At 50.9% G+C, this 19,853-nt stretch carries 22 protein-coding genes and 1 tRNA gene; all 23 read right to left on the bottom strand.

Annotated elements, in window-relative coordinates; all coding sequences use genetic code 11:
• Positions 1-56: 56 nt before the first annotated feature.
• Positions 57-944 (bottom strand): NAD(P)H-hydrate dehydratase, encoded by an 888-nt coding sequence (locus PHR44_05100; GenBank protein ID MDD4910038.1) that lies wholly within the window; start codon positions 942-944, stop codon positions 57-59.
• On the bottom strand, positions 910-1,269 hold the full coding sequence (acpS, locus tag PHR44_05095; protein MDD4910037.1) for a holo-ACP synthase: 360 nt from the start codon (positions 1,267-1,269) through the stop codon (positions 910-912). The genes PHR44_05100 and acpS overlap by 35 nt, the downstream gene beginning before the upstream one ends.
• Positions 1,266-1,994, bottom strand: a complete 729-nt coding sequence (locus PHR44_05090) for a pyridoxine 5'-phosphate synthase (protein ID MDD4910036.1) — start codon at positions 1,992-1,994, stop codon at positions 1,266-1,268. Before PHR44_05090 ends, acpS begins: the two co-directional genes overlap by 4 nt.
• A complete protein-coding gene (locus tag PHR44_05085) occupies positions 1,994-2,131 on the bottom strand; it encodes a hypothetical protein (GenBank protein ID MDD4910035.1) in 138 nt (45 codons plus the stop codon). The genes PHR44_05090 and PHR44_05085 overlap by 1 nt, the downstream gene beginning before the upstream one ends.
• Positions 2,124-2,888 (bottom strand): diadenylate cyclase CdaA, encoded by a 765-nt coding sequence (gene cdaA / locus PHR44_05080; protein MDD4910034.1) that lies wholly within the window; start codon positions 2,886-2,888, stop codon positions 2,124-2,126. The genes PHR44_05085 and cdaA overlap by 8 nt, the downstream gene beginning before the upstream one ends.
• Before the next feature lie 3 nt (positions 2,889-2,891).
• Entirely contained in the window at positions 2,892-4,127 is a 1,236-nt protein-coding gene (gene folP, locus PHR44_05075) for a dihydropteroate synthase (GenBank protein ID MDD4910033.1), read from the bottom strand.
• Positions 4,096-5,985 carry an ATP-dependent zinc metalloprotease FtsH gene (ftsH, locus tag PHR44_05070; protein MDD4910032.1) on the bottom strand — a complete coding sequence of 630 codons (1,890 nt, stop codon included), beginning with the start codon at positions 5,983-5,985 and terminating at the stop codon, positions 4,096-4,098. Before ftsH ends, folP begins: the two co-directional genes overlap by 32 nt.
• An 88-nt stretch (positions 5,986-6,073) precedes the next feature.
• Positions 6,074-7,063 (bottom strand): tRNA lysidine(34) synthetase TilS, encoded by a 990-nt coding sequence (gene tilS, locus PHR44_05065; GenBank protein MDD4910031.1) that lies wholly within the window; start codon positions 7,061-7,063, stop codon positions 6,074-6,076.
• Positions 7,064-7,073: 10 nt separating this feature from the next.
• A tRNA-Met gene (locus PHR44_05060) sits at positions 7,074-7,150 on the bottom strand.
• Positions 7,151-7,939, bottom strand: a complete 789-nt coding sequence (locus tag PHR44_05055) for a dihydropteroate synthase (protein MDD4910030.1) — start codon at positions 7,937-7,939, stop codon at positions 7,151-7,153. It abuts the tRNA gene before it with no gap.
• 164 nt (positions 7,940-8,103) lie between these two features.
• Positions 8,104-9,066 (bottom strand): acetyl-CoA decarbonylase/synthase complex subunit delta, encoded by a 963-nt coding sequence (locus PHR44_05050; GenBank protein MDD4910029.1) that lies wholly within the window; start codon positions 9,064-9,066, stop codon positions 8,104-8,106.
• Entirely contained in the window at positions 9,057-9,806 is a 750-nt protein-coding gene (locus tag PHR44_05045; protein MDD4910028.1) for an AAA family ATPase, read from the bottom strand. The genes PHR44_05050 and PHR44_05045 overlap by 10 nt, the downstream gene beginning before the upstream one ends.
• A 4-nt stretch (positions 9,807-9,810) precedes the next feature.
• The gene (locus PHR44_05040) at positions 9,811-11,715 is read right to left on the bottom strand and encodes an ASKHA domain-containing protein (GenBank protein MDD4910027.1); all 1,905 of its coding nucleotides are present in this window, start codon (positions 11,713-11,715) and stop codon (positions 9,811-9,813) included.
• 2 nt (positions 11,716-11,717) lie between these two features.
• The gene (acsC, locus tag PHR44_05035; GenBank protein MDD4910026.1) at positions 11,718-13,055 is read right to left on the bottom strand and encodes an acetyl-CoA decarbonylase/synthase complex subunit gamma; all 1,338 of its coding nucleotides are present in this window, start codon (positions 13,053-13,055) and stop codon (positions 11,718-11,720) included.
• 11 nt (positions 13,056-13,066) lie between these two features.
• The gene (locus PHR44_05030; GenBank protein ID MDD4910025.1) at positions 13,067-13,474 is read right to left on the bottom strand and encodes a formylmethanofuran dehydrogenase subunit E family protein; all 408 of its coding nucleotides are present in this window, start codon (positions 13,472-13,474) and stop codon (positions 13,067-13,069) included.
• A complete protein-coding gene (larB, locus tag PHR44_05025; protein ID MDD4910024.1) occupies positions 13,471-14,136 on the bottom strand; it encodes a nickel pincer cofactor biosynthesis protein LarB in 666 nt (221 codons plus the stop codon). Before larB ends, PHR44_05030 begins: the two co-directional genes overlap by 4 nt.
• Before the next feature lie 5 nt (positions 14,137-14,141).
• Positions 14,142-14,444 (bottom strand): helix-turn-helix domain-containing protein, encoded by a 303-nt coding sequence (locus PHR44_05020; protein ID MDD4910023.1) that lies wholly within the window; start codon positions 14,442-14,444, stop codon positions 14,142-14,144.
• A 5-nt stretch (positions 14,445-14,449) separates the two neighbouring features.
• Positions 14,450-14,950 (bottom strand): polymer-forming cytoskeletal protein, encoded by a 501-nt coding sequence (locus PHR44_05015; GenBank protein MDD4910022.1) that lies wholly within the window; start codon positions 14,948-14,950, stop codon positions 14,450-14,452.
• A gap of 22 nt (positions 14,951-14,972) precedes the next feature.
• Entirely contained in the window at positions 14,973-15,383 is a 411-nt protein-coding gene (locus tag PHR44_05010) for an MgtC/SapB family protein (GenBank protein MDD4910021.1), read from the bottom strand.
• A gap of 4 nt (positions 15,384-15,387) precedes the next feature.
• The gene (gene tsaD / locus PHR44_05005) at positions 15,388-16,359 is read right to left on the bottom strand and encodes a tRNA (adenosine(37)-N6)-threonylcarbamoyltransferase complex transferase subunit TsaD (GenBank protein MDD4910020.1); all 972 of its coding nucleotides are present in this window, start codon (positions 16,357-16,359) and stop codon (positions 15,388-15,390) included.
• Positions 16,340-17,155, bottom strand: a complete 816-nt coding sequence (locus tag PHR44_05000) for a divergent polysaccharide deacetylase family protein (protein MDD4910019.1) — start codon at positions 17,153-17,155, stop codon at positions 16,340-16,342. The genes tsaD and PHR44_05000 overlap by 20 nt, the downstream gene beginning before the upstream one ends.
• Entirely contained in the window at positions 17,136-18,434 is a 1,299-nt protein-coding gene (locus PHR44_04995; protein MDD4910018.1) for a S41 family peptidase, read from the bottom strand. Before PHR44_04995 ends, PHR44_05000 begins: the two co-directional genes overlap by 20 nt.
• Entirely contained in the window at positions 18,431-19,852 is a 1,422-nt protein-coding gene (gene gatB / locus PHR44_04990; protein MDD4910017.1) for an Asp-tRNA(Asn)/Glu-tRNA(Gln) amidotransferase subunit GatB, read from the bottom strand. Before gatB ends, PHR44_04995 begins: the two co-directional genes overlap by 4 nt.
• Between the last annotated feature and the right edge of the window lies 1 nt (position 19,853).

The following is a 19,853-nucleotide window of genomic DNA, read 5'->3' as shown; positions in this document are numbered from 1 at the left end:
GTAAAGCGCAAAGCGTAAAACCAAAACGTAAAGTTTAAAGTTTTTGTTATATAGTTTTAAATTTTACACTTTACTTTTGCGCTTTTCGCTTTACGTTTTACGCTTTGTTTAACCGCTTCCGGGATCTTCTCTATAATATCGGACGCTATCAAGGATATCTGCGTTTTCTCCCTGGCTGCCAGATCCCCTGCCAGCCCGTGCAGATACACGGCTGTCTTTGCCGCCTCAAACGTATCCAGCCCCTGCGCGAGAAACGCGGCCGCCATACCGCTAAGCACATCGCCGCTTCCGGCAGTAGCCATCCCCGGGTTGCCTGTCCTATTTATGTAGCAGCGGCCTTCGCCGCAGACCACGCTGTTATGCCCTTTTAGCACCAGAACGATCTTATATTTCTTCGCGAAAGACCGGGCGGATATTTTTCTGTCTTTCCGCAGTTTTGCCGCGGACATACGCGCGAGCCGGGAAAACTCTCCGGGATGAGGCGTCAGCATTACTGACCGCGGGCTCTTCAGGACAGACAATAGATCAAGATGCCCTGCCAAAGCATTTATAGCATCGGCATCCACAACCATGCTGCCGTTAAATTCAGCGATGACTTTACGTATCAGCTGCTGGGTCTGTTTATGCCGCGAAAGGCCGGGGCCTATTACCAGCACATCAGTTCTTTTTAAAAAATCCCTTACGCGGCTTAATGCCTTCAGCGCCAAACACCCATCGCCAGTATCTTCCAGAGGCGCTGTCATTGCCTCAAGCAGCCTCTTTGCCACGATCGGGTATTGCGTCTTCGGTATACCGAGAGTCACCAGCCCTGCCCCCGCGCGCATTGCCGCCTTCGCGCAGAGTATACCGGCTCCGGTCATGCCTTTTGATGCCGCGAGAATAAATACGCGGCCGAAATCGCCTTTATGGCTATTGGGGTTCCTTCGTAACAACCGCGCTGGCAACCGCATATTTTTTTATATGAGAAATTGAAACGTGTATCTGGAAATATTTTTTCTTGCCGTTAAGTATGTTGCAGGATGGCTTGCCGTTGCCATCGTTTATTATCTCAATGTCCCGCCAGGTAATGGAATTGTCGGAAAATGCCTTGGCAACCGCCTCTTTGGCGGCAAACCTGCCTGCCAGATGTTCATAGGGCGAGCCCCTCTTTTTCGCGCACTCCAGTTCCTGTTGAGTGAATACCTTGCCCAGAAAGCTCTCTCCCCATTTCTCCACCGCCTGTCTTATCCTGTTGACCTCAATTATATCTACGCCGTTGCCGTATATCATGCGTCATAAATCCCCTTGCACAATCTCTTCATGCTCTTAACCGCCTCTTCAAAACCGACGATGCTTGCCCTGCATACGATAGAATAACCGATATTCAATTCTTCCACCTCTTTGATCCCGGCAACCGGCCCTACATTAAAATAATTTAACCCGTGTCCGGCGCATACTCTAAGCCCTGATTTCTTCGCGGACTCAGCGGCAAAGATAAGATTCAAAAGCTCTTTTTCGCGCGCGCTGTCTTTTTTCGCCTCGGCATATCTTCCCGTATGCAGCTCAACTATGCCCGCTCCGATATCCGCCGCCTCTTTTATCTGTATTTTTTCCGGGTCTATAAAAAGCGATACCTCTATGCCTGCCTTTGAAAGCCGGCTGAGCGCCTTTGAGATCCTCCGTTTATGTTTTACAACGTCAAGCCCGCCTTCCGTGGTTATCTCCCGCCTTTTTTCCGGCACAAGTGTCGCCTGGCCAGGTTTCAATTTACAGGCGATCTTAACGATCTCAGGCGCGATAGACATCTCCAGATTAAATTTTACCTTAACAACATCCTTGAGAATATTCACATCTCTTTCGTTGATATGCCGCCTGTCTTCCCTGAGGTGGGCCACAATGCTGTCCGCGCCTGCCTGCTGCGCGATAAGCGCGGCCAGGGCCGGCTCGGGCTCCACGCCGCCTCTTATATTCCTGATGGTCGCGATATGGTCAATGTTTACACCCAGTCTCTTCATCAATAATTGAACTTGTTTATCTCGCCCTGCACGTAAAACCACAATATTATTGCCAGGACCAAAGCGATAAGTTTAAGCCAGGGGTGGTTTGTAAACCAGCCGTATATTCTTTCTTTAAATTCCGCCTTATCAGCCATGCGCCTCTTTCCTTTGAAGACCGAATTTTAATTCAGAGAGGAGATAGTCCCTGTCCTTGCAGTATAATAATCTGCCTTTATAGGCGATGGTTATGTTGCCCGACTCTTCCGATACCACGATCACCACCGCGTCGGTATCCTCTGACAGGCCAAGCGCCGCCCTGTGGCGGGTGCCCAGCGACCTGCTCAGGTCAGGTTTTTCGGTCAGGGGGAAAAGGCAGCCGGCTGCGACTATCCTTCCCTGCTGTATAATGACTCCTCCGTCGTGAAGCAAGCCCGTGGGAGAAAATATTGCCTGCAGCAACTCTGATGATACGCGCGAATCCAATATAACGCCGCTTTCAATATAAGGCCTCAGAGGGCTTTCCTTGGCCAGGGCGATCAATGCCCCGATCTTCTTTTCCGCGAGGAGCGTAGCGGCATCGGCAACCTCAGCCAGCACCTCCTCCTCCTCTTCCTCCTTCATTACGACGTCAAAAAGGTGCCTCTGGCCAAGCCGCGCCAGGCCGTGCCTTATCTCCGGCTGAAAAATAATAAAGATAGCGATAATGGATATGCCGAACAACTTCGCGAGCAGCCAGTCTATTGTGGTCAGGCCCAGGCGCTGTGATATAAAAAAACTGGCGATCAATATGACAATGCCGCGAAGCACCTGCAGCGCCCTTGTGCCCTCAAAGAAAAGCATTATATGGTAGATCACGAACCATAATACCGCGATCTCGATAAGGGGCTTCCATAACCATAAAATCTCACTCATATCTCACGCCCCTCTTACCGCGTCAACCATGTCCCTGACCTGCCGGGCCTGGCCTGCGTCATGGACCCTGATTATTGAAGCGCCGTTTAATATGCAGGCGGCCGCGGCAGAGGCCGTGCCCAGCGACCTTTCATTCACGGGCAGGCCCAGGACATGCCCTATAAATGACTTTCTGGATATGCCTGCCATTATAGGCAAGCCCAGGCCTCTGAATTCCTTGAGATGCCTGATAATTTCAAGGTTATGCCGCGCTGTCTTTCCGAAACCGATACCCGGGTCAACGACAATGCTTTCTCTTTTTACGCCTGCTTCTTCCGCTTTCGCTGCCGCTGCCTTAAGAAAATCCAATATCTCATCAATGATCGAGCTGTACGCGGGGTTCTTCTGCATAGTGCGGGGCGTGCCCTTCATATGCATGAGCACAACCGCCGCTTTCGCGCGCGCCGCGATCCGGCGCATCTTTATATTGGATAAGGCGGTAATGTCATTTATTATAGAAGCGCCGCAATCAACGGCCGCGTCCGCCACTTCCGGTTTATAAGTATCTATGGAAACCGGCTTGTTTATCTTTTTCGCCAGGAATCTGATCACCGGTATCACCCTTTTAAGTTCTTCCCTTATCGTAATTTTAGCGGCGCCGGGCCTGCTTGATTCGCCCCCTATATCAATTATATCAGCGCCGTCCTGTATGGCCCGTTCTGCCAGCGTTAAGGCGCGCGCCTTGACATCCGCGATAGAGCCGCGATATATACCGTCGTTGCTGAATGAGTCGGGCGTAATATTGATTATGGCGGCGATCCCGGTTTTCCTGCCCAGTTTTATCCTGAAACTTCCGGCAGAGAGAATGAAATCTTCCTTCTGGAAATTGATTATCGCCCTGTTGACCTCTTCAGCCAATAACCCCAATCCGAAGGGCTGGCGCTCCAGTTTACCGCGGAGGCGCTGGTACTGGGCAAGATTGCCCATAACAAGACAATCGGTTTTCTTTACCTTTCCGGTAAGCGAGCCTCTGGAGATAGCCGCGTCCGCTCCCAACGAAAGCAATTCCTGTTTTAAAATATTGGCCGATATGTTGGAGAGGCCTTTTATCTTAATTAAAAGCGATACGGCCTTGGGGGCCATGATGCCTATGCCGTAGCCGTCAACGCCTGCTTCCTTCATCAGGCGTTCTGCCAGGCATACATCCGTTTCCGGCATAACCCTGATATTATGCGTCCCGGACTTTATCCTGTGATCCATCCTTCGCCCCCGATAAGCCAAGAAGCGCCTTTACCTCTTCTCCATCAAGGATCTCTTTTTCCAGCAGCCGCGCCGAAAGCATCCGCAGTTTGTCCTCGTTCTCCTTAAGCATCTTCCTGGAAGCGGCATAGCAGCCGTCCACTATCTTTTTCACTTCTTCATCTATAAGGTGCGCCGTCTCATCGCTGTAGTTCCTCTCTTCCACTATATCCTTGCCGAGGAATATCAACCCTTCTCTTTTTCCCAGCGTAATGTGGCCTAACTTTTCCGACATGCCGAATTCGGTCACCATACGCCTTGCCATATGCGTCGCGCCCTCCAGGTCGTTCTGGGCCCCTGTGGTAAAATCCTGCAGTATGATCTCTTCCGAAGCCCTGCCTCCCAACATCACCGATATCCTGCCGAGCAATTCTTTTCTGGTATGATAATGCTTATCTTCTAACGGAGGCGTAAAGGTATAGCCGCCTGCCATGCCTCTGGGTATGATCGAGACCTTCTTCACCACGTCTACGTCGGGCATTAACAAAGAAAGCAGCGCGTGGCCTGATTCGTGGTATGCCGTGATCTCCTTTTCGCGCCTGGACATAACGTGGCTTCTCTTCTCGGGCCCCATAAGCACGCGTTCAATTGAATGTTCAAGTTCTGACATACCCACAGATTCTTTGTCGTGCCGCGCCGCGAGCAGCGCCGCCTCATTGCACAGGTTTGCCAGGTCTGCCCCTGAAAAACCCGGCGTCTGGCTGGCTATGGATCTTAAATCAACCTTGTCAGCCAGTTTTATCTTTCTAGTGTGAATTTTTAATATCGCCTCCCTGCCCCCGATATCGGGAAAGCTTATGACTATACGCCTGTCAAACCTTCCCGGACGAAGTAAAGCGGGATCAAGCGTATCAGGCCTGTTGGTGGCGGCTATGAGTATAAGGCCATAGGTAGTATCAAACCCGTCCATCTCAACCAAAAGCTGGTTCAATGTCTGTTCCCTTTCGTCGTGGCCTCCCCCTATGCCGGAAAACCTTAAGCGGCCCACAGCGTCAATTTCATCAATGAATATGATGGCGCCTTTGCCCGAAACTTTTGCCGCGCGCCTGCCCTGGTCAAACAAGTCGCGCACCCTTGAGGCGCCTACGCCTACAAACATCTCCACGAAATCAGATCCGCTGATGGAAAAGAAAGGGACGCCCGCCTCACCGGCAACAGCCCTGGCGACTAATGTCTTGCCGCAGCCCGGAGGGCCGACAAGCAGGACGCCTTTCGGGATCTTGCCGCCCAATCTTTGAAATCTTTTGGGGTCCTTAAGGAATTCTATGACCTCTTTTAACTCCTCCTTCGCTTCATCCACTCCGGCAACGTCATTGAAAGTTACCTGCGCGTCTTTTTCGCTGTGGATCCTCGGCCGGATCTTGCCGAATGACATTACCCTGTTGCCTAACTGCTCTCCCTTCGCGGCCATAAGCCACCAGATTATAAGGATCACTATTACCGGGCCGAAAGAGAAAAATAAACTGGCAAGCAGGGTCTTCGGCGGCTTGATATCAAACTCGGCCACGTTATTCTTCAGAAGGGAAAGCAGGTCCTCGTCCTCATCAGGCACGTTAACGAAAAACTTATTTCCGTCGCTGAACTCGCCCTGCAGGATACTGCCGGTCTTGATAACCGACTTTATGGTGCTGGTCTGCGGATTATCTTTCAGGATATGGTAGAATTGCCCGTATTGAAGCTCTTTTGGTATGCCGGTAAGCGATACATTGGCTATGCTGAAAAGATAAAATATACCCAATACAAGAATAAGCCATATCATAGCCGGCCGGTTAAACTTCTTCGGCTGGATCTTCCTGTTTTTCTGCTGTTTCTGCTGCATTTATCGCTCCTTTATGAGTTATCGCCCGCGAACCATTATATAAGGTATCTATTATATAACGCGCCGTTTATTTTAGCAAGGTTTTTTCCTATCCTTTTGAGGAATAAATGGATAGGAATCTTTTCTCTTTCCTGGCAGCGATGTTCCGGGGCAGGTTTACTACCGAACGAAGCGGCCTCGTGAATACAAGCGCCTCCAATTCTTCAAGGTGGCGGAAGGTCAGGCGCCTCAAATCGCCTTTTATATGCTGATAAGCGAAGCGTAAGACCATCCTGAACATCGCGGGATGGCATCTGGTTAAACGCCTTAATTCTAATCTTACTCTTGTCTTTGAGGCAGAGGCCTTGACCGACCTCAGCGCCTTCCTGGCGGCATTAAGCAAAAAATCATAGTCGTCTCCTGACTGCCTGGCAGTATTGGCAAGGATTTGTTTTATGTTGGGGTTATATTTTGTTAATTCGGGAAGCAGGCGGTTGCGTATCTTATTTCTAAAGAATATGTCCCGGGTATTCGTCCTGTCAATAACAGGCGTGACGCGTTTCTCTTTAAGGTATTTTTCTATGCCCTTTCTTTCAATATCAAGAAGCGGCCTGATCACTTCTAATGCCCCTATGCGCCTCCCGGGTTTAATAGCGGCAAGCCCGAACAAACCGGTCCCCCTTAAGACGCGCATAAGCACTGTCTCTGCCTGGTCGTCCATATTGTGGCCCAGTGCAACCTTGTTCAGGTTAAATTCTTTGCAAACCCGACGGAAAAAATCCAGCCTTGCGAACCTGGCAGTCTCCTCCAAAGAGCCCTTTCCTTCTGAGCTAAGTTTGATCCTTTCACACACCACGGGAATTTTGAGCTTTCTGCCCAGCCCCAAAACAAAGTCCATATCTTTAACCGATTCTCTGCGCAGCCCGTGGTCCAGATGGCCTATCACGAGGTCAAGTTTGAATTCTTTCTTTATTGAATTAAGCAGGCATAACAACGCTACAGAATCAGGCCCGCCTGATACGCCGATGAGGATACGGTCGTGGTTAGAGATGAGATTGTGTTGGGTTATTGTGTGTTTGAATTTATTTTGGATGGACACTTTCAAATAATGGTAGCGAGGGGCGGATTCGAACCGCCGACACTGCGGGTATGAGCCGCATGCTCTAACCAACTGAGCTACCTCGCCTCATTTTTTTCTATACGCTTCAAGGAACGAATCGCAGTATATCTGCTTATTCAGGATCAAATCTGAGGTGATCGCGGCGTCAACCAGGTCTTTATCCAGGGGGTCAAGTATTGCCGCGTCCAAACCGCAGGCAACAGCCATAACCAGGAAAACCCTGTTTATGATGTTGCGTTGACAAGTACCCTGCGAAACATTGCTTAAGCCGACTACTGTCTTTGCCGGCGGGTCGGAGATTATCTTAAACTCCCTTACCGCCTCAAGGATATCTTTCATTTGCGCTTGAGCCACATTTACCGGTATTACTATGGGATCGAGGAACACATCTTCCGTATTCAGGCCGCCTTCCTGCGCCGCGGCGAGTATGGCCGCGGCCAACTCTAACCGCTGGTCTTTATTCTGCGGTATGCCCTTTTTACTGATGGTCAGGCCGATCAGTTTGGCCTTATATTGTTTAGCCAACGGGACCAGGACGCCAAGCTTTTCTTCATCGGCAGTAGTTGAGTTAATGATAGCGCTGTTTTTGGCTGCCTCTAAACCGGACTTTACGACTTCGGGCTTGCTTGAATCAATACACAATGCCCTGTCGGTTACCTCTTGTATGGCGTTCACCAGCCATTTGATATCATTTACCGGATCGCTGGAAGCCGGGCCGCAATTAACGTCAAGCGCGTCAGCCCCCGCGTTTATCTGCGCCAGCGCCTTTTTCTGGATAACGGACTTATCCTTGGCCCTGATCGCGGCGCCGATATCCTTGTACATCCCGTTAATTAGTTCGCCAATGATAAACATATTCTAATCCTCAAATCAAACCCTAAACACTAAACTCTAAACACTAAACAAATCACAAACTCTAAACCACAAACTCAAAACATCAATCATCATAGTGAGGTTTTGGGTTTGGAGTTTTGGGTTTTGGGTTTGTTGAGAGTTTAGGGTTTCGAGTTTAGAGTTTATCATTTCATTAATTCGTCTATATGCTGCTCGATATATTTTATAGACATAGGGTGGCGCATCACCAGGATATCCGCCCCTGCCTGCAGGAGCGCGCTGGCGGTCAACGCCTCCCATAAAGGAGCGCGCATTTTTTCATCGCCCCATTCAGGCGTTTCCTTGAGGGTTGACTTTGCCTCTTTTGCCCGCCAGGCCTCATAACCCACAAAACATATAAAGGGCATCTGCATCATTTTATCTCCCGAGAGAGCGGCCAAACGCGCCCTTTCCATAATAGAATAGGCGTATTCAAGGCCATAACCCAAAGACCCTATCGTGGGATTTATCACGATCTTATCAAGCGCGACACCCATGTCCGATATGAGGATATTGAGCTGTTTGGCGATATTGATATCAATGGGCGACTCGGCGATAATGGAGTGGCCGTCAGCGATCACCGCCGCGGCAAGCGTCTTATAATTCTCCTGGACAGCGTCGCCTATGAGGCATCTTTCTCCGGCGGCTGCCTGAGAGCAGGACACAAGCACTTGATTATCCTTAGCATCATCGCCGCAGCCCAGTATTATAAGAGGGACCCCTGTCGCCTTCAGCAATTCCTTGACTAACTTTACCGAGGCATCGGCAGTCCTGTCACCTGAATCCGGATGCGCGCCCTGCAGGCGCAGGCAAAGCAGGCCTGCCTTGAATTCATTTACGCATTTAAGCGCCCAATCAAGAGGGCTCTTTAAAACCTTGCCATAGGCGTTTTTCAGTTCGTCAGGCCAGTCACCTGGTTCTATATCCCATACCTCATAGGCGATCAGCGGCCTGTGGGGAATTCCTCCCTCTTCCTCCAGGAAGGCAAGAGTGCTCTCGCCGCCTGCCTTCACAGTATGCGTACGCGTACCGCCGTCTTCTTTCGCGGCGCCTATCTGCACCACGTTGATCGCGGACGCCCATTTTTCCTTGACCAGCTCTAAGCCCATATTTTCTCTCCGATCTTTTTCAATTGCCGGTATGCCGGCGACGCGCCGCTCAACGAAAAGGCCGAGCCGCCGCTGACGGATATGTCGTTTACGGCCTTATCATCGGCTATGCTGCCAAGCATCTCAATGCCTGACTTCTGTATAATGCCGGTATCCGCTGTTGAGCCGCTAACGCGGTTTATCACAAGCACCCTTCTTTTTATGGCGATATCCAATTCCCGCGATAGTTTATCTATCCTTGCTGCGGCGCGTAATCCGGCAGAAGATGGGTCGGAAACTATGAGAAGCACGTCGGCGCTGCGCATTGTGCGCCGCGACAAATGCTCAAACCCCGCCTCATTATCTATGATCACGTACTTATAAGCCGACGCCAGCCGCGCGATCATCGCGCGCAGCAGATTATTCACGAAACAGTAACAGCCGGGGCCTTCAGGCCTGCCCATGCTAAGCAGGTCAAAGCCATCCGCCTCAACAACGGAATCCTGGATCCTGTATTCTAAAAACCTGTCTTTTGTAGTGCCCGCCGGGATCTGGCGCGGGTCTTTTGCCACATCGTCCAGGATGCTGCCGATACTCTCCTTTACTTCAACGCCCAGGGCATCGCCTAAATTGGAATTCGGGTCGGCGTCAATAGCGATAATGGAAGTTTTGCCCGCGTCCTTAAGGAGCCGGACCAGCAGCGACGCTATCGTGGTCTTGCCTGTTCCGCCCTTGCCCGCAACTGCGATTATATAACCCATATCCTTACTTTACGCTGGGGAACCTGTTCAAGTCCGTATGCGGAAAGAACAAAGCCGCCACATATTCATCCATATATGCCGGCTCTATGCTTAATTCAATATAGGTCATTTTCCTCGCGATCTCTTCCGCCTCTGTTTTAGCTTCGTAAGAAAGCAGCCCCTCCCGCGCGCCTACGAGAGAACTATTGCCTATGAATGAAAATTTCTTTCTATTTAAATCGGGAAGCATGCCGATCGCCACGGCCTTATCTATATCCAGATATGTGCCGAAACCTCCGGCGATATAAAAGCGTTCAATATCGTTGAAATCCAGGTCCATTTTCTTCAGCAATACCGTTGCCGCGGCGTAGATCGCCCCTTTGGAACGCTTGAGATTCTCAATGTCCGCTTCCGTAATTGTGATATCGTATTCCGTATCGGCTTCCTTCCGGGGAACCAGGATAAATTCCTCACTGTCATCGCGGAATTTGCCGTTTTTGTCTATCAGGCCCTTCTTAAACAATTCCGCCAGGCAGTCAATATAACCCGAACCGCATATGCCTCTGGGCCTGGCATTCCCTATGGTTTCAACCCTGGCCTTTCCCGATGCCGATATATCCACTCGTTGGATCGCGCCTTTGGCCGCTCTCATGCCGTACTTGACTCCGCTGCCCTCAAAGGCCGGGCCGGCGGAAGCGGCGCAAGAAACCAGCCAGTCCTTATTCCCCAGGGCTATCTCGCCGTTTGTGCCTATATCTATCAGCATACTTAGTTTGTCGGACCTGTTGATCCCGCTTGCCAGCACGCCGGCTGTTATATCGCCGCCCACATACGTAGTTACCCCGGGCATAGAGGCAAGCAGGCCCCTGGGATTTATCTTTATCCCTGCCTCTGCCGCCCTGATCACCGGCATAAAATTGGCAGTGGCGACATAGGGCTCCTTCCTGATAAACGCGGGATCGACCCGCAGGAGCAGATGTATCATAGTGGTATTGCCCGCGCACATCACGGCATTTACATCGCTCAACTCAACGCCGCCTTCTTTTACCAATTCCTGGATTATGGAATTGATATTATCGATCACCGCGTGATGCAGCTTTTCCAGTCCGCCTTCCTCTGCCGCGTAAATAATGCGCGTAATGACATCGCTGCCGAAAGCGGCCTGTTTATTGTAGGTCCCCTTTGTGCCCAATATTTTCCTGGTATTAAGATCCACCAGCTGGCCGGTAATAGTGGTAGTGCCGATATCAAAGGCAACGCCGTAATTATCCCTGGACGTATCGCCTGACTCCAGAGAAATGACCTCTACGGTCCCGTTCCTCTCCCCTAAAAGCGCTGTAACCTTAAAGCCGCTCTCCCTTAACAGCATACCCAGGCGCTTAATGTTGGTCAGGCCGCTCTGTAATACAGGTATGTCTTTCTTTTTTCTGAGTTCTCTGTATAATCTCTCTAAATCGCTGGCCGTGTCATTAAACGTCGGCGCGGGCATCTTAAGATAAACCTTGGTTGCCAGCGGGCTATGCGCGAATAGTTTCTCCTTGATCACGCCTTCCGCCTTATCCACATCCTCTGCCTGGCTGTACAGCCCTTTCAGGCGCAAGAATCTTTCGTCTTCTTCAGAAACGCTGTCCAGGTCCAGCATTGATCCGGCAGGCACTTCTACTTCTACGTCGCTATGCACGGTTGTCTGACAGGCAAGCACATATCCTTTATGCCTCTCTTCCATGGAGACGCGTCCGGACGGCTCCGTGGTTATTTCGCCTTTTTTAATGATCACCTTGCAGCGGCCGCATACGCCGTCTCCGGCGCAGCTTGAGTTAATGTATATGCCCGCTGCCAGCGCGGCAGATAAAATATCCCTGCCTTTATGCACCTCTATCTTCGTGGCGCCGGGATGAAAAAATGTGATCGTATAAGTATCTTTGTTCATTATTATGGATTCCTTAACGCCTTCAAAAATGCGGGAAGCCCTGACGCCTCTTTAGGCCCTACGCGCACCTTCCATCCTGAGTCCTCTTCCAGTTTCCCGCTCAATACCGCGACGTAACCCGGAAGTATGACCTCCTTACGGGAAGCCTTGCTTTTAACGGAGTCATCATTCAACGCCTTGGCAATGCTTTCCGAAGTAAATTTCTCCGCTGCCCAGGCAGTGAGCACGGACATCCCTTCGGTATCCACGCTAAGTATATAGGAAGGCACCTTGCTGGCCTCTACCTCAGTAAGCACGGTATAATAGGTCAGCGAAAAATTCGTGGTAACGATGAGCGGAGAATCGGCGTCAACCTGTCCGATCTCATAAAGTTTGGGCGCCACCTGCAGCGGCTTCTGGGGGTCGGTGAAGATATTCTGTCTTAAGGTAAGCAGAGCCAGTATCTCCCATGAATGAAAATTACCTAGCAGGACTATGCTGGAATACTTTAATATGAAAACAGACGCCGTGATCGCTTCAAGGAACGCGTCCTCCTCATCAACGACAGTCAGCGTGGGATAGCCAAGGGCCCTGTTGTTCTTTTTCAGCGCCTGCCTCCTTATCTGGGTCAGGTCCCACAATCTTTTCTTTACTGTCCGGCTGTCGGGATACAGCACGATGTCATTGACGCCCTTGGAAGCGGCCTGTTTAGCCAGCAGGGATAACTCTTCAGGGTTTTGCGCGCTCACAACCAGAGGCGCCTTGAATTCCGCGGCAAGCGATGAGAGTTGCTCAATGTTTTCTTTGTCCGCCTTGAATATAAGCGGCCTCTTATCCTTAAGCAAAGACAGGGCATCCCGCAGGGCCGCTTCATCATTGCTCATCAGCGCCAAAGGAAGATCCGAAGAAGAGCACACCTTTTTTACGGCATTAACAAAAGCGCTCCTGTTTTTCTTCTGCCTTACGGCGATAATGTTCAAATTCAGCGCCTCTCCGATACGCTCAAAGCGCAAATTTCCCGCTGCCCTGATCCTGTCTTCAATAGCCGCCTCGCTAAGGTCGTCGTCTATGATAAAACCGATGCCTGCGGGGCGGTGAAATTTCTCCTCATGGCGGAACATCACCGTTTCATTGCCTACTTCAAGCTTATTACCCTCTCCTCCTATGGCGATAAGCCGGATAGGCGGCATTGCCTGGGCCTGAAGAGCATCCTTTGCCTCCCGCGTAAGGTCCGGGCATTTATCCAGGGTAACCGCCTTCTTCGCCAACTGCATGGCAAAGGCAAGGCAGGTAGCAAAGCCGCATTTCCTGCAGTTCGTCTTAGGCAATAATTTGTAGATGTCTAAACCTGATAATGCCATTACGCTCCTTCTTAATTATCTGTAAAAATCATTGATGGTTTGATCTCGCATAATTTCATCGCGAATCTTTCGGAATCCCTGTGGCTTTTTAAATCTTCCAGCGCGCCGGCTAGGCCCTTCTTCAGATATATCAGGGCCTTTTTATTGTTTTCCAGATTATGGAATAAGACCCTGACCCTGGGCCCTTTCAGCTTCTCTATGTTCCCCTTGCCGTAAGTTGCGCCCGTAGAAAGCTGAAGCCCGTCAATTAAGCAGGATTTCGGTCTTTCGCCGGCCCCCCACACCTTAACGCGCAATTTGAAATATTTCCCGGCGCGTATTTTCTTCAAGGCGTACGGCCCCATCAAAAGCCCCAAAACAAGCCACGGCCCAAGGTGGCCGTGGAATCTTACCGCTTCTCTCAGCGTGGCTTTATTCATGCTATAAGGCCGGCGAAGTATCCGGCGCCGAAACCGTTATCAATATTCATCACCGCGACTCCGGGAGAGCAGCTGTTAAGCATTGTAAGCAACGCGGAGAGCCCTTTAAAACTTGAACCATAACCCACGCTGGTAGGCACGGCGATGACCGGACAGGAAACCATCCCTGAAACTATGCTCGCCAACGCCCCTTCCATGCCCGCGACGACTATTATGACCTTTGCCCGGCGCAAAGACCCTATATAGGGTCTTATCCTGTGCAGCCCTGCTACTCCGCAGTCATAAATCCTCTTGGCCTTGACACCGCTGAGTTCAAGCGTAACGCGCGCCTCTTCGGCGACAGGGATATCAGATGTGCCCGCGGTCACTATTACGGCAGGCCCGCGCTTCTTCTTTTTTACAGCTATATAATAAGCGGCCCTTGCTTCTTTGTTATAATTGAGTTTGGGGAATTGCCTCTTAAGATAAACAAAGGTATCTTCGGCGATCCTGGTAAGCAGCAGCGGCTGTTTATCGCGCAGGATCTCTTCGGCTATCGCCTTTATCTGCCCGGCTGTCTTGCCCTGGCAGAAAATCACCTCCGGAAAACCTCTTCGCCTGTGCCTGTCTATGTCAACCTTGGCAAACCCTATATCGCGGAAGCCCGGCTTATCTGACTTCACTTAAATTAAATCCCTTTAAAAATAATATAAACTATGGCCAATATGACCGTGGCTGAGACAATATAGAAATCGTTATACACCAGAAAGTCGCGGGCGCGCTCAAAAGGCGTATACTTCATCCTCGCGGCCGCGCTGTCAGGCACGAACCTGTGCCTGATCTCATCTATCTGATCTTTCTTAAAACGCAGGTACAAACCGCCGACTTTGTAAGCCGGTATCTTGCCCTGCTCAGCCAGGTCCACCACTTCTTTTTCCGAGATCTCCAGAAGGTGCGACACCTCCCTGATGGTCAACAATTTCTCCGACATCTGATCTAGATCCTCCCTGAAGCTATCCACTCATCAACTGCCTTGCGCTCAAACTTCCACCCTTCGGACTCCTTATTGCCCGGGACCTTTCCGGAATCCGCCCATTCCATAACGGAATTAATGTCAACCTCCAGGTAACGGGCAAGCTCCTCCGCGTTAAAATAATCCTGCAGCATACGGCAGGTGCCCTCAAACAGCGCCCCGTCGTTTATCACCAACTTGGAAGGCATGATCTCGCCCTGCACTATCGCGCTGGAAAGCAGGGTAAGCTTTACCCTGGCGGTGATCTTACCGTTAACGCGGCCGGCAACGACGATCTCGTCTCCCGTTATGGCGGCGTTAACATATGAGGTCTGCCCTAACGTAAGGCTGCCTCTGGTTTCAAGCGTGCCTTCAAATTTTCCGTTGATGCGCAGGTTAACCGAATCCTTAAAGATCAGCGCGCCCTGCATACTGGCATCTACGTCAAGAACCTTTTCCTCCAACGCTTTTCTTCTGAGGGGCATCTTTACCACCTCCTTCAATGGTTTATCTGCTAAAAACCCTGTCTTCAAAACGGCGAAGCATCATAAGGACGGCTAAAGCCAAAACAGTGGCCATGAACGCGGCGCTGTAAAATCCTATGCCGATGGCCAGGCCGACCGCGGCAACCAGCCACAGGCTCGTCGCCGTAGTCAATCCCCGTATCGCCTCTCCGGATCTTATGATGGTTCCGGCGCAGAGAAAACCTATGCCTGTGACTACGCCCGCGGCGATCCTCGCGGGATCTATCGCCGCCTCACCTCTATATATATCAAAAACGTATATTGATGTCAACATTATCAGGGTTGAGCCCAGGCACACTAATATATGCGTGCGAAGCCCGGCGCCCCTGTGCCGTATCTGCCTTTCAAACCCTATGGCCCCGCTGAACAGCACGGCCAATACCAACCTCAACATAATATCACCCTGGCTTAACATGACCACCTCGCGATTTTAAGAGTTGAAACCCCAGACCCGCGGCCATTGCCGCGTTATCAAGACAATATTCCTTATCCGGCATGAACATTTCTATGCCGTTACTATGGCAAGCCCCGCTTAGTTTATGGCGTAAATAACTGTTTGACATCACCCCGCCCCCCACAAACAAACGGCCGGCGCTTTTCGCCCTGCAGGCCGATAACACCTTATCTATAAGCACGCCTGCCACCGCCTTCTGAAAAGAGGCGCAGATATCCGCTTTAAGCGCCCGGCTGATCTTCCTTCCCTTTGTGTAATACAATACCGCGGTTTTTATGCCGCTGAAGCTGAAGTTGAGCGTCCCTTTCATATTCGCGCAGGAAAATCTTATTTTACCGGGATCGCCTCGCGAGGCAAGTTTTTCGATCTCCGGCCCGCCGGGATAACCCAGCCCCAGGATCCTGCCAACCTTATCAAACGATTCTCCCACGGCGTCGTCCAGCGTGGAACCCATCAATTCCATTCTATTGAAATCCCGCACAAAAAAGATATCCGTGTGCCCTCCCGAAGCCACGAAACCAATAAAAGGAAAAACCATAGGTAATTTCCTGCCTAAACAGGCGGCATATATATGCGAATGAACGTGATCTACCTTTACTAATGGAACCCCGCGGCAAAACGCCAGCGCGCGCGCGAAAGAAGTTCCGACCAAAAGCGAACCTGCCAGCCCCGGGCCGAAAGTAGCGCATACAGCGCCTATTTGGCCCAGATCGCAACCGGCCGTATCCAAAGCCGCCTTGAAAACCGGGGCGATCGCCTCAAGATGATGGCGGCTGGCTATCTCCGGGACAACGCCGCCGTATCTCTTATGAAGAGGTAAACTGGAAGAAACTATGTTTGAAAGAACGTCCTTACCGCTCCTTACGACGGCAACGGAGGTCTCGTCACAGGAGGTCTCAATCCCCAGAGTCAGCATATTCTATAAGCTCGGAGACCGTAACCAGCTTGTATCCGCTCTCCGTAAGTTTCGGCAGGTACTTCTTAAGCACGGCCAGGGTAGAATGCCTGTCATGGCCTATGCCTATGGCGTAACCGAAAACCTTCGCCTTATTAACGAGTTTGCCTATCTGGCCTATGATATAGTCCGGGTTTTCCTTATTGTCCAGGAATACGCTCCTCTTGGCAAACTTCACGTCCATCTTATGGGCCAGGTCAAAACAAACCGAATTGGGAGAGACCAGGCTGTCCAGAAAATAAAGGCCGTTCCTTTTCATCTCGTTAAATATCGTCTTCATAAGGTCCACGTCCTCAGTGGCCTTGGAGCCCATATGATTGGATACGCCCCTGGCGTGAGAAATATCTTCAAGCGCTACCCGTAGTATATCCCTGACCTCCTTTTCGCTCATCGTGGTCAATATGGTATTCTTCTCCAGGCCCAGCGTCTCCTCGTTATGCGGTTCAAGCGGCAGATGCAGCAGGATCTCCTTATCGTTATTGTACGCGGCCTCCGAAATTGTCTTTGAGAAAGGGAGATTGGGCAAGATAGAAACAGAGAAGGGCTCTTTTGTCTCCTTTATGAATTCCGTGTTATTAAGATTATACCCCCAATCATCTATGACAATGGCGATCAGCGCCTTTGGCGCGGCCTCTTTCCTGGAGACACGCGGCATCCTTGGCGTCCTGGGAATCGACCTCTTCCAGATAAAAACCCCTTGCCCGGCCGTAACAATGGCAAGGATCAATATTATAAGCTTATAATTTTTTTTCTTCATATATAGAGATCGCCTTAAGTATATCAACGGAGCGCATAAGCTGATTATCCAGCTTGTAATCAATGACTGTCTTTTTATCCTGCTGTTCTTTATTCCCTTTCTCTATCTGGTCAAAAATATCTTCCGCCTTACCCGGCTTAACGCCTTCCTCTTCCAGCGCGGCCGGCTGCTCCCGCGCTGCTTGCTCCACAGCCACATCAGGGCTGACCCCTTTATTATGGATGGATTCGCCCGAAGGGGTAAAATACAAGCTTGTGGTAAGCTTTAGCGCGGAGCCGTCGCTAAGCGGGACGACTGTCTGGACAGAGCCCTTGCCGAATGTCTTGGCGCCTACGATCAGCGCCCTTTTATGGTCCTTAAGCGCGCCTGCCACGATCTCGCTGCCGGAAGCCGACCCCTCGTTTACCAGAACGATCATGGGAATGCCATAAGAGTCCCTGCTACCTGAAACCATCTCTGAATTCTGCGCCTCATCCCTGCCCTTTGTGGAGACGATGGTCTTTCCCTCCGGAAGAAAACGCTCCGCGACCTTTACCGCCGCGTCAAGCAGGCCTCCGGGATTATTGCGCAGGTCAAGTATGACGCTCTTCATCCCTTCCTTATGTAGATTTGTCAGCGTCTTATCAAGCTCCGCGGGCGTATTTTCCCTGAATTCCGCCAGACGTATGTAGGCAACACCATCCTCCAGGATCAAGGCGTCTTTAATATCCTCTACTTTTATAATGCTCCTTACGATCTTAAAATCCAGCAGGTTCGCGGTATTTTCCCTTAAGACCGTAAGCGCTACTTCGCTCCCCGGCTCGCCCCTTAACTTCTTTACCGCGTCGCTCAAGGTTATGTCCTTGGTGATCTCTCCGTCGATCTTTACTATGCGGTCTCCCGCCTTTATCCCCGCCTTCCAGGCGGGGGTGTCGTCTATGGGCGTAACCACGGTAAGCAGGCCGTCCTTCATCGTTATCTCTATGCCCAGCCCTCCGAATTTTCCCGTTGTGTCTACCTTAAGCTCGGCGTAATCTTCGGGCGTAAGGAATTGGCTATGGGTATCAAGGGAAGACAGCATGCCTTGAAGCGCGCCGTAGATCAGTTTCTTTGTATCCGGCTCTTCCGTGTATTCCTTCTTTATTATTCCTAACGACTCGGCGAACATCTCAACCTGCTTAAAAAGCTCGTCCTTCTGCTCGTCTTTTTTCCTAGCTGCCGATTCAGATATGTTCACGATGAACGCGGCCAGAAATATGCCTAGTGACAGGGCGATAATTATTTTCTTCGAGGTCCTCAAGACAATCTCCTTTTGATCATATCCTGCAATAGATTGGGGTTGGCCTTGCCTTTGCTTTTGCGCATGACCTGTCCCACAAGGAACATAAGCGCCGATACCTTCCCCGCCTTATAATCGGCTACGGTCTTCTCGTTTTCTCTGACCGCCTCTTCGATCAGGCCGGACAATTCGCCGCTGTCGGAGATCTGCGCCAGGTCTTTCTGTTTTATTATATCACGGGGGCTGCTTTTTGTCTGCAACATTTCCCTGAGCACATCCTTGGCGGTCAGGTTATTTATCGTGCCGTCTTCAACCAGGGCGATCAGGTCTATAAGATCGCCCTGCCTTATCCCCAGTTCCGCGATAGAGGCGCCGCGCTCGTTCATAAAGGACATGACCGGGCCGTTGAGCCAGTTCGCTATCGGCTTGGGGGCATTCCTTATCTTGAGGCAGCCCTCAAAATAATCCGCCAATAACCTGTCCGATATAAGCACCCCCGCGTCGTAGCGGCTTAAGCCATAATCATCGCTGAATCTCTGCCTCCTCTTGAGCGGCAGTTCCGGGATGGTTTTCCTTATGCCCTCTACCTCTTTTTCTCCGATCGTAAAACTGATCAGATCAGGTTCGGGAAAATACCTGTAATCCTGCGCCTCCTCTTTGCTGCGCATCGGCACCGTCTTGAGAGAGGCGTCATTCCAAAGGCGCGTCTCCTGGATTATCTTCCCGCCTGCCTCAAGGGCAGCCCTCTGGCGTATCTCTTCGTACTCCAGCGCGGCCTTGACCGCCTTGAATGAGTTGAGGTTTTTTAATTCCGCTTTTACCCCTAACGCCTTAGCCCCTTTTTCGCGTAAAGATATGTTGGCGTCGCACCTCAACGTGCCTTTCTCCATGCTGCACTCAGACACTTCCAGGTATTGCAATATAAGCTTGAGCGCGGTCAGATAGTCGTATGCCTCCTGCGGCGAGCTCATATCCGGCTCGCTCACGATCTCCATCAGGGGAGTGCCCGCGCGGTTAAAATCAACTAAACTGTTGTTTTCCTCGTGCATAAGCTTGCCCGCGTCCTCTTCCAGGTGTATGCGTTTTATCCCGATCCTCTTCTTATATCCTTCTTCCTCTATCTGCAGGAAGCCATTCAGCGAAAGCGGCATGTCGTATTGAGATATCTGGAAATTCTTGGGCAGGTCCGGATAAAAATAATTCTTCCTGTCAAATTTTGTAAGCGGCTGTATCCGGCAGCCCAGGGCAAGCGCGGTCTTAATGGCCAGCTCAAAAGCCCGCTTATTCAATACCGGCAGCGAACCGGGAAACCCCAGGCACACAGGGCACACGGAAGAATTCGGCTCTAAACCAAATTCATTCCTGCAGCCGCAGAACGCCTTGGTGTTTGTCTTTAGCTGCGCGTGGACTTCTAATCCTATGACTGTTTCGTATTCCATC

The organism is Candidatus Omnitrophota bacterium, assembly GCA_028707125.1.
Lineage (GTDB): Bacteria > Omnitrophota > Gorgyraeia > Gygaellales > JAQTUX01 > JAQTUX01.
The sequence above is the reverse complement of the archived record's forward strand: the minus strand, read 5'-3'. Positions and strand labels throughout refer to the sequence as shown.

Coding starts and splice junctions, on each gene's coding strand:
- acpS (MDD4910037.1), bottom strand. CDS start 1,269: ATGATATACGGCAACGGCGTAGATATAATTGAGGTCAACAGGATAAGA.
- PHR44_05090 (MDD4910036.1), bottom strand. CDS start 1,994: ATGAAGAGACTGGGTGTAAACATTGACCATATCGCGACCATCAGGAAT.
- PHR44_05085 (MDD4910035.1), bottom strand. CDS start 2,131: ATGGCTGATAAGGCGGAATTTAAAGAAAGAATATACGGCTGGTTTACA.
- cdaA (MDD4910034.1), bottom strand. CDS start 2,888: ATGAGTGAGATTTTATGGTTATGGAAGCCCCTTATCGAGATCGCGGTA.
- folP (MDD4910033.1), bottom strand. CDS start 4,127: ATGGATCACAGGATAAAGTCCGGGACGCATAATATCAGGGTTATGCCG.
- ftsH (MDD4910032.1), bottom strand. CDS start 5,985: ATGCAGCAGAAACAGCAGAAAAACAGGAAGATCCAGCCGAAGAAGTTT.
- PHR44_05055 (MDD4910030.1), bottom strand. CDS start 7,939: ATGTTTATCATTGGCGAACTAATTAACGGGATGTACAAGGATATCGGC.
- PHR44_05050 (MDD4910029.1), bottom strand. CDS start 9,066: ATGGGCTTAGAGCTGGTCAAGGAAAAATGGGCGTCCGCGATCAACGTG.
- PHR44_05045 (MDD4910028.1), bottom strand. CDS start 9,806: ATGGGTTATATAATCGCAGTTGCGGGCAAGGGCGGAACAGGCAAGACC.
- PHR44_05040 (MDD4910027.1), bottom strand. CDS start 11,715: ATGAACAAAGATACTTATACGATCACATTTTTTCATCCCGGCGCCACG.
- acsC (MDD4910026.1), bottom strand. CDS start 13,055: ATGGCATTATCAGGTTTAGACATCTACAAATTATTGCCTAAGACGAAC.
- PHR44_05030 (MDD4910025.1), bottom strand. CDS start 13,474: ATGAATAAAGCCACGCTGAGAGAAGCGGTAAGATTCCACGGCCACCTT.
- PHR44_05020 (MDD4910023.1), bottom strand. CDS start 14,444: ATGTCGGAGAAATTGTTGACCATCAGGGAGGTGTCGCACCTTCTGGAG.
- PHR44_05015 (MDD4910022.1), bottom strand. CDS start 14,950: ATGCCCCTCAGAAGAAAAGCGTTGGAGGAAAAGGTTCTTGACGTAGAT.
- PHR44_05010 (MDD4910021.1), bottom strand. CDS start 15,383: ATGTTGAGGTTGGTATTGGCCGTGCTGTTCAGCGGGGCCATAGGGTTT.
- tsaD (MDD4910020.1), bottom strand. CDS start 16,359: ATGCTGACTCTGGGGATTGAGACCTCCTGTGACGAGACCTCCGTTGCC.
- PHR44_05000 (MDD4910019.1), bottom strand. CDS start 17,155: ATGAAGAAAAAAAATTATAAGCTTATAATATTGATCCTTGCCATTGTT.
- gatB (MDD4910017.1), bottom strand. CDS start 19,852: ATGGAATACGAAACAGTCATAGGATTAGAAGTCCACGCGCAGCTAAAG.